The organism is Amycolatopsis orientalis DSM 43388, assembly GCF_000411975.1.
Classification (GTDB): domain Bacteria; phylum Actinomycetota; class Actinomycetes; order Mycobacteriales; family Pseudonocardiaceae; genus Amycolatopsis; species Amycolatopsis orientalis_D.
This window is the reverse complement of the sequence record NZ_ASXG01000182.1, coordinates 43052-55614: the sequence shown is the minus strand read 5'-3', so window position 1 is coordinate 55614 and position 12563 is coordinate 43052. Positions and strand designations below refer to the sequence as shown.

The window sequence follows — 12563 nt, the reverse complement described above, 5'->3', positions numbered from 1 at the left end:
TCGACGTCGGCGGCGGCCGAGGCGATTTGCTCGCCGCGATCCTCGAGACCACTCCGCACCTGCGCGCCCACCTGGTCGACCTCGAACCGACCGCAAGCGAGGCCCGCACCACCTTCGCCGGCCGTGGCCTCGCGGATCGGGTCGAGGTGCGCGGCGGCAGCTTCTTCGATCCGCTGCCCGCCAAGGCGGATGCCTACCTGTTGGTGGACATCCTGCACAACTGGGACGACGAGAACGCCCGCCGCATCCTGACGCGATGCGCGGAAGCGGCCGGTCGGTCCGCACGGATCCTCGCCATCGAGGCGGTCAGCGGAATACACGCGAGCACTGAAATGGACCTGGTGATGCTCGTCCACTTCGGCGGCCGCGAACGGCGGGTCGAAGAATTCCGCGCTCTCGCCAGTTCCGCGGGCCTGGTCCTGGCATCGGCGGCCCCGTTGACCAGCCAACGAGGCCTGCTCGAATTCCGGGTCGCTTAACCCGCCCCCCGGCCTAGCAACGCGACCAGCCGAGCCAGCGGCGGCGCGTCCCCGGCGATCGGCACCGGCGGAGCGAACGGACTCCGCCCTGCCGGAAGATCGGCGAGTTTCGCCGCGCTGAACGCGATTTCCCGCTTCACCAAGGCGTCCTCGAACTTCGGCTCCTGGCCAGTGGCTCGAGCGAGGTCCCAGCCGTGCACGAGTTCCTCGACGATCCGCAGATGCACCGCGGCGATCCCCGGAACCGTCCCGGCGGGTACCTCGAAAACCCGCTCCAACACCCCCGGCTGCCGGAACGCCGCGAGCAGGCCAGCAACCGCGTCCCGATACGCCGCGACCGGGTCGTCGCCGAGCGCGTCGGAAGCACGAGGGTCCAGCGAACCGCCCGCCTCGCCGCGCAGGACCGCGGTGAACAGCCGGTGCCCGAGGACCAGATGGTTCACCAGTTCGCGGACGGTCCACTCCGGGCACGGCGTCGGCGCGTCCCACCGGGACACGCCCGCGACCAGCGCGCTGGTGGATTCGAGGACGGTGGCCAGCTCGTCGACAGGGTTCATCGGTTCGCCTTTCTGGGAGGTCACCGGTACAGACACCGCCCGCCCCGGAAACGGAACGATGGCAGGATGCGACAGGTGGGCCAGGACATCCTCGAGCGCGCACGCGCCGGCGACGAGCGCGCTTTCCGCGAGCTGGTCGAGCCCTATCGGCACGAGCTGCAGGCGCACTGTTACCGCCTGCTCGGCTCGCTCACCGACGCCGAGGACCTGCTGCAAGAGACGCTGCTCGCCGCCTGGCGCGGGCTGGACGGTTACGCCGGGCGCGCTTCCGTGCGCTCCTGGCTGTACCGCATCGCCACCAACCGCTGTCTCAACGCCCTCCGCGACGCCGGCCGTCGTGTCCCGGCCGAACCGGCACCGCCGTTCACCCCGACCGAGCCCACTCGCTGCAGTGACGTGACCTGGCTGCAGCCTGTGCCGGACGACCCCGCTTCGCAGTACAGCGCGAAGGAAACCCTCGAGCTGGCTTTCGTCGCGGCCCTGCAGAAACTCCCGCCGCGCCAGGCCGCTGTCCTCCTGCTGCGGGACGTGCTCGACTACTCGACCGCCGAGGTCGCGGATCTGCTGGACACCAGTTCCACTGCGGTCAAAGGCGCTCTGCAACGTGCGCGAGCCCAGCTGCGCCAGACCGTCGAGCCCGCTCCGCCAGCGCCGCGCGAACGGGAAATCGCGCAACGGTTCGCGGACGCGTTCAGCGAGGGAGACGTCGAAGGTGTCGTCGCGCTCCTGACCGACGACGGCTGGCTCGCCATGCCGCCCGCACCGCACGAGTACGTCGGCCGCGAAGCCGTCGCCGCGTTCCTTACCGGATTCGGACAGTGGCGCGGCACCCGGAGGTTCCGCCTGGTCCCGACGCGCGCCAACACCCATCCGGCCTTCGCCTGCTACCTCACCGAATCCGGCGGCACGGTGGGGCGACCCGCCGGAATCCTCGTCCTCGCGCCGTGGGGCGACCGAATCCGCACCGTCACCTGGTTCCTCGAACCCGCATTGTTCCCGCGCTTCGGCCTGCCCGAGGAGGTGTCGGCGTGCTGACCACCCTGGCGATTCAGAACTACCGCTCGCTGCGCGACCTGGTGCTGCCGCTGTCGCAGCTCACCGTGATCGTGGGCGCGAACGGCACCGGCAAGTCCAGCCTGTACCGCGCGCTGCGGCTGCTCGCCGACGCCGGACGCAACGGCGCGGTCGCCGCCCTGGCCGGGGAGGGCGGTCTGCCGTCGACGCTGTGGGCAGGCCCGGAGACCATCAGCCGAGCGGTGCGGGAAGGCCGGGTGCCGGTGCAACCGTTGCGGCGAACCACATCCGTGGGCCTGCGACTCGGCTACTCCGGAGACGAATTCGGCTACGCACTCGACTTCGGCCTCCCGATCCCCAGCGAGACGGCCTTCAACCTGGACCCGGAATACAAACGCGAGTGCGTCTGGCACTGCCCCGTACTGCGCCCGTCCGCGTTGCTGGCCGACCGTGCCGGTACCAGAGTCCGCATCCGCGACGAGTCCGGCTCCTGGATCGAGAGCGGCCACTCGATCGCCCTCACCGACAGCATGCTGAGCGAATTCGCCGACCCGCGCCTGTGCCCGGAACTCTTGATCGTCCGCGACCGAGTCCGCAGCTGGCGGTTCTACGACCACTTCCGCACCGACGCCGACGCCCCGGCGAGGCAAAGCCGAATCGGCACCCGGACCTGGGCCCTGGACCACGACGGCGGCGACCTGGCCGCGGCCTTGCGCACCATCCAGGAATCCACCGACGCCGAGGCTCTGGCCACCGCGATCGACGGCGCCTTCCCCGGTTCGTCCGTCGAAGTGACCACCGCCGACGGCCGCTTCGACCTCCGCTTCCACCAGCACGGACTGCTGCGCCCGCTGAGCGCCGCCGAACTCTCCGACGGCACCCTGCGCTACCTGCTGTGGGCCGCGGCGTTGCTCAGCCCGCGCCCGCCGGAGCTGCTCGTCCTGAACGAACCGGAGACCAGCCTGCACCCGGACCTGCTGCCCGCGCTGGCCGCGTTGATCACCGCGGCGGCCAAGAAGACGCAACTGCTGGTGGTTTCGCACTCCCAGCTGCTGGTGCGGTTTCTCGAGGACGCCTCCGTGCTGGAACTCGAGAAGGACTTCGGCGCGACGGTGGTGGCTGGGCAGGGGAGGCTGGACCAGCCGTCGTGGCATTGGCCGAAACGGTGAAGTCCGGCCGCGCGAACGGACCCGCGCGGAACCGCGATCAGGGTCAGCGAGGCCGCACCGGTCGCCGTACGCGAGTCGTCTTCGTCGGCGTGCGAACCGGCCGGTAAGGCTCCGGCACCGGCAAGCGCAGGATTCGCCCGATCTTCCCCGGCCCGAGGTGGTTCAGATCCGCCACCGCCGCGGGTTCGTGCCGGGCACAGCTGGCGAGCACGCCGAACAGGAACATCGTCACGATCAGCGACGTCCCGCCGTACGACACCAGCGGCAGCGTCACCCCGGTGACCGGCAGCGCGTTCACGACGTACCCGATGTTGACCGCCGCCTGCGCCACCAGCAGCACGGTGATCGTCGCGGCGACGACGCGGATCCACGGGTCGAGGTTGCGCGTCGCGATCCGCAGGCCGACCAGGGCGAGCCCGCCGAACAGCAGCAGCACCACCGCGCAGCCGAGGAAGCCGAGTTCCTCGCCGATGAGCGCGAAAATGAAGTCGTTCTGCACGTTCGGCAGGTACTTCCACTTCGACGCGCCCTGTCCGAGCCCGACGCCGAACAACCCGCCCTCGGCGAGCGCGTACTGCGCCTGCACCGCCTGGTATCCGGCCCCGGACGTGTCCGCGTCGGGGGAGAGGAACGACAGCACGCGCGCGAGCCGGTAGTCCGCGACCAGCGCCAGCACCACGAACCCGGCCACGCCGCCGGCCAGCAGCGCGCCGAACAGCCGTCCCGGCGCGCCGGAGAACCACAGCAGTGCCAGCAGCACGATGCCGAGCGAGATCGTCCCGCTGAGGTTCGGCTGCGCCATCACCAGCGCGAACATCAGCAGCGCGACCGGCACCAGCGGCACCAGCAGATGCCGCCAATGGTGCAGCAGCCGGGCTTTCACCACGAGAATGTGCGCGCCCCACAAGGTCAACGCGACCTTCGCGAGCTCGACCGGCTGCAGCGTCAGCGGACCGAGCGCGAACCACCGCTGCGCGCCGTTCACCTTCGCGCCGAGCGGGGTGAGCACCAGCGCGAGCAGCCCCAGCGTGACGAGCATCAGCATCGGCGACAGAGACCGGATCCGCCGCAACGGAACCCGCAACCCGGCCCACAACGCGACCAGGCCGATCAGGACGAAGACGATGTGCTTCTGGAACGTGCTGTACACGCCGCCCGGCTGCGCCGAAGACGCCGACAGCACCATGATGACGCCGAGCAGCGTGAGCAGACCGCACAACGCGAGCACGAGGTGGAACGACGCCAGCGGCCGGGAGAGCCAGCCGACGATCGCGACCGGGACCCGGCCTCGTCTGTTCCGTGTCGTAGCCACTCGCGCACCGCCGTCCACCGATATTTCCGGCGCGGGAAAGGAACGCGCCAAGCCGATTATGCCCTAACCGTCCTGATAGGACATTGCGGCGCGCGGGTTTCCCGCGCGGAAGTTACTTCACACAAGGGATTCCGCCTCCGCTCAACATCGGCGGGGGCGCTTGCGGCGCCGCGGGCGCGGCCGAGGTGGTGCTCGGCTCGCTGCTGGTGCTGCTGCTGCGGTGCTTGTGCGTCGGTTCGGCGGTCGGCGTCGCGTAGGCGGCTGGGCTCGGCGTCGGGCCGCCGCTGAGCAGTTGCGCGACCAGGGTCTGGATCTGCCCGGTATTGACGAAGTTGACGTCTTCGCCGGACGGGCTCTTGCCGAAATGATCGACCGGGAGGGTCACGAAGCTGACGTTCCCGCCGGTCAGGCTCGACGCCTGCTTCGCGAGCGCGAACAGGTCCAGCGAACTGTCGACCGCGGTGTTCTGTTTCGCGACGTCCAGAATTCCTTGGAGTTTCGCCGGATTCGTGAACGTCCCGCCCTGTTTGAGCTGATAGGCCAGCGAAGCGATGAATGCCTGCTGCCGGCGTTCCCGATCGAGGTCGGTGAAATTGAGCGCGGGATGCACGTTGTCGCGGCGCTGGCGAACGAATTCGACGGCCTGCTCCGCGCTGATCTCCTGCTGCCCGGCGTGGAAGTTCGCCCCCGAGTAGCTGTCCTGGGTGTCCTCGTTGAGGCACACCGTGATCGGCTGGACGACCTGGGCGATCTCGAAGAACGCCACGAGGGTGACCTCGACGAAATGATCGATCGGGACCTCGCCGAGGAACTTCCGCACGGTGTCGATTTCCGCCCGGCGGCCCGCGTCCCGGGCTTGCTGCTCGCGCTCGGATTTGCCGGTGACGTTCTGCGCGATCAGCTGCTTGGCCTTTTCGTCGAACGCCAGCCCGTAGGCTTGTTTGATCTTGCCCTGGCACACGTTGTCCGGGCAGCCGGCCAGCGGAACGTAGTCGTCGCGCGGGATCGAGATGGACGTCGCCTTGCTGCCGTCGCCGGGGACGTGCAGCAGCATCAGCACATTGGCGTTGTAGCCGCCGTCCTGCTGATCCCCCGCGTGCAGCGAGTTGTAGATGTCCTTCGGCAGCGGGTTGCCGTTCTCGTCGAGCCGCGAATCGAGGCCCATGATGAGGATGTTCGTGTCGCCGCCGCTGGAGGTCGACTGCCCGTCGAGCACGTCGGAAACCTGCAGCCCGGACACCATGCCGTGGTAGGCGGCCCAGCCGTAGCCGGTCAGCCCGAGGGTCAGCGCGGCCGCGAGAGCCAGGGCGACCCGGCCGGTGATCCGCCGTCGCCGGGCGGCGGCACGGGCGGCGACGCCGCGTGCCGCCGCGCCTCGGGATGCGGCGACGCGTCTGTCGCGAGGGTCGGTCATCGGGCCTTCCGGTGCCGGGGCGTCATGGTTGCCTACTGTTCTGCACACTCGCTGTGTACAAGCTGAGAATGAAGCTCACGCAGAGTTAACCCAGAGCCAGGTGGACGAGTTTCATGACGACGAGGGCCATCGCCAAGAACAGATACGTGCGCAGCGCGGTGAGCCCGATCTTGCGCCCGGTCGACATCTCCGGCGGCGGCAGGTACCGCAGCGGCGGCATCCTCCACTCCGCGCGTCCGGTGCGATCGATCGGCGCGGGGCTGCGGCGGCGAAGCAGTGCGTACCCGGCGGTCAGCACGCCGATTCCGCCGCTGACCGCCATGATCAGGAAGATCTGGTCCGCGCTGAGGTCCGGGAACAGCACCGCCGCGGTGAGGATCACCGACAGCACCACCAGCACTCCGACGACCACTGAGGTGAACAGATTGGTGCGCCGTCCGTTGACCCACGGCCCGAGCACTGCCTTGTCGTTGCACAGCAGCAAGAGGAACACTGTCGCCGACGGCAGCAGCACTCCGGCCAGCGTCTGCACTCCGGTGGTGAGCAGGCCCAGCGGCGAGCCCGGAATGAGCACGATGGTGGCCGACAGCGCGACGAGACCGGCGTACACCGCGTAGAAGCCTTTCGCGTGCCGTGCCCCGCGATGCAGCGAGTGCTTCATCCCGAAGACGTCACCGATCGCGTACGCACTCGACAGCGACACTGCGAAGGCCCCGACGATCGACGCGTCCAGCAGTGCAACTGCGAACAGCGCGCCCGCCGTGCGCCCCGCGTAAGCCTCAATGCCGTTCGTGACCGCGGCTGTGTCGGAGAACGGGGTGCCGGTGCCGGCGAAGGCGGTCGCCGCGATTCCCATGATCGCGGCCGCGCCAACCATCACCACGACCAAACCGATCCACAGATCCGCCTTCTCGTAGCGCATGAACCGCGGCGTGATGCGCTTGTCGATCACGTAAGACTGCTGGAAGAACAACTGCCACGGCGCGACGGTGGTTCCGACGATCGCGATGATCAGCAGCATCAGTTCCGCCGTCCCGCCGGGTCCGGCCGGCATCGTCGGCACCAGCCCGCCGAGCATTTTCTTCGGCGCCGGGTGCGCGAACACGTACACCGGGATCAGCGTCAGCGACCCGAGGCAGAAGAAGATCGCGATCCGCTCGAACCGCCGGAAGCTGCCGGTGAACGCGGCGGCGACGATCACTGCCGCGGCCAGCACGACCGACGGAACCGTCGGCAGCCCGAGACAGCGGGTCGCCATCGTGATGCCGATGAACTCGGTGACCAGCGTCAACGCGTTGAGCAAGAACAGGTCGAGCACCGAGAACGCGCCCCAGAACTTGCCGAAGCGTTCGAGGATCAACCGGGCGTGCCCGACGCCGGTGACCGCACCGAGGCGGAGCACCATTTCCTGGTTCACGTACAGCACCGGGACCAGAAGCAGCAGGGTCCACAGCAGCTTCGGGCCGTAGTTCTGCCCGGCCTGGCCATAGGTGGCGAACGCGCCGGCGTCGTTGTCGCCGACCAGCACGATCAACCCCGGCCCGACGATCGCGAGCAGGGTCTTGAGCTTGGCGCTCAGTCCGGTCCGCGGCGCGGAATCGCCCGCTTTGATGGTGCCGAGCGCGCCGCGGATGTCGCCGACGTGCTGATCGTCGAGGACCGCGGTGGTGCGCCGGTCGATCTGGACGGTGGAGTCGGTGGTCATGACGAACACTCCCTTCGGCCGCGGGCGGGCCGATCGGGGCACCCGGGTTCCGCGCATCCCGAAGACCCGTCCGGTGCGGACCGGACGGGCGGGGAAGCGGATCAGCCGGGGATACCGGAAGAAGGGGACAAGTCAGGGTCCGAGGGCGTACTTCGCCCTGGGCTCGAGTCGCGCATCGCCCTCACCTCCCCGATTTTCCGGCTCCTGAAGCACTCAACGCCATCCTCCGGATAACTGTCAAGCGCTTGTACAAGTGTTGTAGCCATCAATGTGACTCAGGTCACTGTCGAGGTAATGTCGAGAACGCCGTCCCGGCTCCGTCCCCGCAGCACCTGGCCGACCACGAGGCCGCAGACCGAGAAGGAGAGCGTCATGGAACCGCAGGAAGTCGCCGAGGTCCTGAACCGTCCGTACAGCCGCGAACTGCTCGAGCGCGACATCGCCCGGCTGGCCTACGTCGCGAAGGACGGCACGCCGCGCAGCGTCCCGATCGCGTTCAGCTGGAACGGCACCGAGATCGTCCTGTGCACCACCAAGAACGCTCCGAAGCTGCCGGCGCTGCGGGCGAACCCGATGGTCGCGCTGACCATCGACACCGAATCGCACCCGCCGAAGATCCTGCTTCTGCGCGGCCGCGCCGAACTCGACTATGTGGACGGAATCCCGGACGAGTACCTCGAAATGAACGGTTCCTACGAGATGACGCCCGAACAGCGCGTCGAATGGGAGGCCGAAATCCGCTCGCTGTACGTCGACGGCATGGTCCGCATCGTGGTCACCCCGACCTGGGCGAAGCTCATCGACTTCGAGACGACGCTGCCGTCGGCGGTCGAGGAGCTGGCGCGGCGCCGGGCGCAAGCGGCGAGTGCGTAACCGGCTTCGAAAATCCGCTGATCCACTACACTCGCTCGTCTGGTGGCATCGACGCGCGAAGGCGGAGCGCATGATCCTGGTGACGGGTGCGAGCGGCAACGTGGGATCGGCGCTGGTCAAACAGTTGCGGGCGGCCGAGGTGTCGTTCCGGGCCGCATACCATTCCGCGGAGAAGGCACGGCGGGCCGCAGCGGACGGAATCGACGCGGTCACCGTGGAAATGTCCGATCCGGCCACGCTGGAATCCGCGCTGGCCGGAGTGTCGAAGGTGTTCCTGCTGGGCGCGATGAGCCCCGGACAGACCGGCAACGAGTCCAATGTGGTCGAAGCTGCCGTGTCCGCCGGGGTCTCGCACGTGGTGAAACAGTCGCTGTGGCGGGCGGACGAGGAACTCACCCCGATCGCGCGGCTGCACCGTCCGGTCGAGCGGATGCTGGAAACCTCGCCGCTGTCCTGGACTTTTCTCCGCGCGAACTTCTATCTCCAGGCCTTCTCCGGAAACTGGGCGGGCACCATTAGTTCGGGGAATTTCTTCGCCAGCCCGCTGATCCGCGGCCCGATCGCCTTCGTGGACGCGGAAGACGTTGCCCGCGTGGCGTTTCGCGCACTGACTGAGGACGGGCACGAAGGCAAGGCATACGCGCTCACCGGCCCTGACGCGCTGACATACGACGAGGCCGCGGCAGTGTTGTCCGAAGTGCTCGACCGTCCGATCGCGTACCGCGGAATGTCCAACGAGCAAGCGCTTTCCGCGCTCGCCGAGGCAGGAATGTCCTCGTTCCACGCCAAAGCGCTGGTCGAGGTGTGCAATACGTACCTCGACGGCGGGGCGGAAACGGTGACGTCCACGGTCGAGGACGTCACCGGGCAGCGGCCCCGGAGCTTCCGCGAGTTCGCGACGGCGCACCGGCATTGTTTCGAACAAGCACCAGTCCGCTGAGCACTGCGGCGCCGAGACTGAGCCCGGCGGTGGCCAGGAAGACGTCGCCGAGTTCCGCGGTGTTGGCGTAAACCAGCCCGAGCACGGCGACGCCGAGCGTTTGGCCGAGCTGCCGGAACGTGGCCATGGCACCGGACGCCATCCCCGCGCGATCCGGCGGAACCGCGCTGAGGATCGCGGTACTGGTTGCTGGCCCGGCAATCCCCATTCCGGCACCGGTCACGATCAATCCGGGCAGCAGGCTGAGCCAAGTCGAGTCGCGGTCGAGCAGCATCCACTCCAGTCCGCAACCCGCTGCCGCCAGCAGCGCCCCGAGGGCGAGAACGATGCCGGTGGCGTGCAGCCGCTTGCCGATCAGCATCGAGGCGGCAAACGACGTGGCCGCCAACGGAATCAGCGCCAGCCCTGCCGCGGTGGGGCTGAGGTGCCGCACCGATTGCAGCCAGATCGACGCGTAAATGAGGCAGGCGAAGACGGATGAGCTCGCGACGACCACGATCAGTACCGTCACGAAAGCTGCCCGGCGGAACAACGCGAGATCGACCATCGGGTGCTCCGCTCGTCGTTCCACCACAACGAAAACGACAAGCGCGACGATGGCGAGAAGGAACACCGGAAGGCTGCCGTCCGGCTGAATCAGCCCGTAGATCAACGCGCCGGAACTCATCCCGAAAGCCAGCATCCCGCCGACATCGATCCGTGTGCCTGCCGGCCTTCTCGGCGCTTCGACCAGGTACTTGCGGGTCAGGAGCAACGTCAGCCCGCTCAGCGGGAGATTGAGGAAGAAGATCGCCTGCCAGCCGGCCCATTGCGTCAAAACTCCGCCAAGAAATGGCCCCGCGGCCCCGGCGCCACCGAGCACCGCCGTCCATGTCCCGAATGCGCTGCCACGCTCTTTGCCTGCGTAGTTGGCTCCCAGCAATGACATCGCAGCGACCATCATCGCCGCGCCGCCAATTCCTTGCACCGCCCGCGCACCAATCAACACGCCGATAGTGGGCGCGAGCGCACCGCCCAGCGACGCCACGGCGAACAACGCGACCGAGCCGACGAACACCCTGCGCTGTCCGACGAGGTCGCCGATCGCTCCGGCGCTCAGCGCCAGCACGGCGAGCACTAACGTGTAGCTGTTGACCACCCATTGCAGACTGGTCAGCGAGGCTCCCAGCCCGCGCGCCATCTCCGGCAACGCCACCGTCACCACGGTGGTGTCGAGGATCAACATGAACGACCCGAGGCAGATCGCCGCCAACGGCCCCCATTTGCGCATCACAGTCCCTTTCTCTCGTCGCCGAGTGTTCGGGCCGGTCGGGAACACCTCAAGCAAACTGGCCGCCAATGACAGATCCCGTCATCAGCTACCGTGAAGTGATGAAACCCGTCACGCTGGACGTCGTGGACCATCAGCTGATCCATGCCCTAGATCTCGATGGCCGCGCCCCTTTCGCGCGCATCGCCGACGTCCTCGGCGTTTCGGAGAACACCGTCGGCCGGCGCTACCGACGGCTGCGCCAAGCCGGGGTGCTCCGAGTCGTCGGCGCCGTCGCGAGCGCGAAGCTCGGCTATGCCCTGTGGACCGTCCGGTTCTCCTGCGCGCCCGCGTCCGGCATCCCGATCGCAGCGGCGCTAGCCAAGCGGCCCGACACCTTTTGGGTCCATTTGCTCTCCGGTGGGACCGAAATCGCGTGCACCACCCAGTCGTCCTTAGTGGACGAACCTGACGTGCTGATGCTGGACAAACTCCCGCGGAGCAGCCGGATCACGTCCGTGTCCGCACACCAAATGCTGCACGGATTCACGCGCTTGGGCAGCTGGTCGGCGCTATCTGCCCAGCAGATCGCCGCCCTGCGCGTCCCGGTAAACCCAATCGGAGAAGCCACCTTCGATGAAGCCGACCGTCGTTTAATGCACGTTTTGGCCGACGACGGCCGCGCCAGCTATGGCGAACTGTCCGCCGCGTCCGGCCTTTCCGAATCGACCGTGAAACGCCGAATCGAAACCCTGCGCCAAACGGGAGTCCTGTCGTACCAACTGGACCTTTCCCTGCGCGCTCTCGGCTTTTGCTCGGAAGCACGACTGTGGATGACCGTGCGCCCGTCTGCGGTCACGTCGGTCGCAAGTGCCTTGGCAGCACACGAAGAAGTGCAATTCGCCGCTGTCACTACCGGCCCGACGAACCTGGTCGCCGCCATCGCCTGTCGCAACGCGACGCACCTGTACGAATATCTCACCGAACGCGTCGGATCACTTGACGGAATCCAGCAAATGGAAACGGCCCCGGTCGTCCGCACGGTGAAGCGGAGCGGATCGCTGCTCCCGCTCTAAGCGGCGGGCTTGTACGCAGTAAGGATTTCGGACAATGCCCCGTGCTGCCGAACCTGGCCCTCGTCCATCCACAATGCGGTGTCGCACAACTCACCGAGCAGTTCGTCGGAATGATTCGCGAACACCAGAATGCCGGACCGCTTCACCAGGTCCTTGAGCCGTTCGCGCGCCTTGGCGAGGAACGCCGCGTCGACCGCGCCGAGCCCCTCGTCGAGCAACAGAATCTCGGGATCGATCGTGGTCACCACCCCGAGCGCGAGCCGCACCCGCATCCCGGCCGAGTAGGTGCGCAGCGGCAGCTCGAGATAGTCGCCGAGCTCGGTGAACTCCGCGATGTCCTCGACGCGCTTGGCCATCTGCCGCCGGCTCATCCCGAGGAACAGCCCCTGGATCAGGATGTTCTCGCGCCCGGACACCTCCGGATCCAGGCCCACCCCCAAATCGAACACCGGCGCGACCCGCCCCCGCACTCTCCGGCTCCCGCGCGTCGGCTCGTAAATCCCGGACAACAACCGCAGCAACGTGGACTTCCCGGCCCCGTTGTGCCCCACCAGCCCGACCCGATCGCCCTCCTCGAGCCGGAACGACACGTCCCGCAAGGCCTCGATCACCGGCACCCGCGCCCCGCTGGCGATCCTCCCGCCGACCTTCCCGAGCACGCGCTTCTTCAACGACCGAGTCTTGGCGTCGAAGATCGGAAAGTCGACGTAGGCGTTGCGCACCTCGATGCTGACCATTGGCCCCTCCCCTGTATGTGAATGTAAATTACCATTCG

Annotated in this window: 11 protein-coding genes and 1 pseudogene; 6 read left to right on the top strand and 6 right to left on the bottom strand. The window is 67.9% G+C overall.

Annotation, left to right across the window (positions count from 1 at the left end; translation table 11 throughout):
• Window positions 1–2: 2 nt before the first annotated feature.
• Window positions 3–479: pseudogene (locus tag L942_RS46080) on the top strand (methyltransferase); the annotation flags it as partial.
• On the opposite strand, the gene L942_RS37535 reads toward L942_RS46080, so the two are convergent.
• Complete coding sequence (locus L942_RS37535; protein WP_200863049.1) at window positions 476–1036, bottom strand: TIGR03086 family metal-binding protein; 561 nt, start codon at window positions 1034–1036, stop codon at window positions 476–478. The pseudogene L942_RS46080 and the gene L942_RS37535 overlap by 4 nt on opposite strands.
• A gap of 66 nt (window positions 1037–1102) precedes the next feature.
• Between L942_RS37535 and L942_RS37530 the strand changes: the two genes are divergently transcribed.
• Together L942_RS37530 and L942_RS37525 are read left to right on the top strand one after the other, a co-directional pair.
• Window positions 1103–2071 (top strand): RNA polymerase subunit sigma-70, encoded by a 969-nt coding sequence (locus L942_RS37530; RefSeq protein WP_440201363.1) that lies wholly within the window; start codon window positions 1103–1105, stop codon window positions 2069–2071.
• Window positions 2065–3219: an AAA family ATPase gene (locus L942_RS37525; protein WP_037369389.1), complete on the top strand. Its 1155-nt coding sequence runs from the start codon at window positions 2065–2067 to the stop codon at window positions 3217–3219. The genes L942_RS37530 and L942_RS37525 overlap by 7 nt, the downstream gene beginning before the upstream one ends.
• Before the next feature lie 43 nt (window positions 3220–3262).
• Here the strand turns inward: L942_RS37525 and ftsW are convergent, their stop codons facing one another.
• From ftsW to L942_RS37510, 3 genes are all read right to left on the bottom strand, one after another.
• A complete protein-coding gene (gene ftsW, locus L942_RS37520; protein WP_037369679.1) occupies window positions 3263–4531 on the bottom strand; it encodes a putative lipid II flippase FtsW in 1269 nt (422 codons plus the stop codon).
• A 112-nt stretch (window positions 4532–4643) separates the two neighbouring features.
• The gene (locus tag L942_RS37515) at window positions 4644–5945 is read right to left on the bottom strand and encodes an LCP family protein (RefSeq protein WP_051166519.1); all 1302 of its coding nucleotides are present in this window, start codon (window positions 5943–5945) and stop codon (window positions 4644–4646) included.
• A gap of 85 nt (window positions 5946–6030) precedes the next feature.
• A complete protein-coding gene (locus L942_RS37510) occupies window positions 6031–7650 on the bottom strand; it encodes an NRAMP family divalent metal transporter (RefSeq protein ID WP_037369672.1) in 1620 nt (539 codons plus the stop codon).
• Window positions 7651–8022: 372 nt separating this feature from the next.
• Between L942_RS37510 and L942_RS37505 the strand changes: the two genes are divergently transcribed.
• Both L942_RS37505 and L942_RS37500 read left to right on the top strand, forming a co-directional pair.
• A complete protein-coding gene (locus tag L942_RS37505; protein WP_037369388.1) occupies window positions 8023–8523 on the top strand; it encodes a pyridoxamine 5'-phosphate oxidase family protein in 501 nt (166 codons plus the stop codon).
• Window positions 8524–8593: 70 nt separating this feature from the next.
• Window positions 8594–9463 (top strand): SDR family oxidoreductase, encoded by an 870-nt coding sequence (locus L942_RS37500; RefSeq protein WP_037369386.1) that lies wholly within the window; start codon window positions 8594–8596, stop codon window positions 9461–9463.
• Here the strand turns inward: L942_RS37500 and L942_RS37495 are convergent.
• Complete coding sequence (locus L942_RS37495) at window positions 9384–10733, bottom strand: MFS transporter (protein ID WP_051166518.1); 1350 nt, start codon at window positions 10731–10733, stop codon at window positions 9384–9386. The genes L942_RS37500 and L942_RS37495 overlap by 80 nt on opposite strands.
• 68 nt (window positions 10734–10801) lie before the next feature.
• On the opposite strand from L942_RS37495, the gene L942_RS37490 reads away from it, so the two are divergent.
• Entirely contained in the window at window positions 10802–11788 is a 987-nt protein-coding gene (locus L942_RS37490) for an Lrp/AsnC family transcriptional regulator (protein ID WP_081655391.1), read from the top strand.
• Here the strand turns inward: L942_RS37490 and wzt are convergent.
• Window positions 11785–12525 carry a galactan export ABC transporter ATP-binding subunit Wzt/RfbE gene (gene wzt, locus L942_RS37485; RefSeq protein ID WP_037369385.1) on the bottom strand — a complete coding sequence of 247 codons (741 nt, stop codon included), beginning with the start codon at window positions 12523–12525 and terminating at the stop codon, window positions 11785–11787. The genes L942_RS37490 and wzt overlap by 4 nt on opposite strands.
• Window positions 12526–12563: the final 38 nt, after the last annotated feature.

Coding starts and splice junctions, on each gene's coding strand:
- L942_RS37535 (WP_200863049.1), bottom strand. CDS start 1,036: ATGAACCCTGTCGACGAGCTGGCCACCGTCCTCGAATCCACCAGCGCG.
- L942_RS37530 (WP_440201363.1), top strand. CDS start 1,103: ATGCGACAGGTGGGCCAGGACATCCTCGAGCGCGCACGCGCCGGCGAC.
- L942_RS37515 (WP_051166519.1), bottom strand. CDS start 5,945: ATGACCGACCCTCGCGACAGACGCGTCGCCGCATCCCGAGGCGCGGCG.
- L942_RS37510 (WP_037369672.1), bottom strand. CDS start 7,650: ATGACCACCGACTCCACCGTCCAGATCGACCGGCGCACCACCGCGGTC.
- L942_RS37505 (WP_037369388.1), top strand. CDS start 8,023: ATGGAACCGCAGGAAGTCGCCGAGGTCCTGAACCGTCCGTACAGCCGC.
- L942_RS37500 (WP_037369386.1), top strand. CDS start 8,594: ATGATCCTGGTGACGGGTGCGAGCGGCAACGTGGGATCGGCGCTGGTC.
- L942_RS37495 (WP_051166518.1), bottom strand. CDS start 10,733: ATGCGCAAATGGGGGCCGTTGGCGGCGATCTGCCTCGGGTCGTTCATG.
- L942_RS37490 (WP_081655391.1), top strand. CDS start 10,802: ATGACAGATCCCGTCATCAGCTACCGTGAAGTGATGAAACCCGTCACG.
- wzt (WP_037369385.1), bottom strand. CDS start 12,525: ATGGTCAGCATCGAGGTGCGCAACGCCTACGTCGACTTTCCGATCTTC.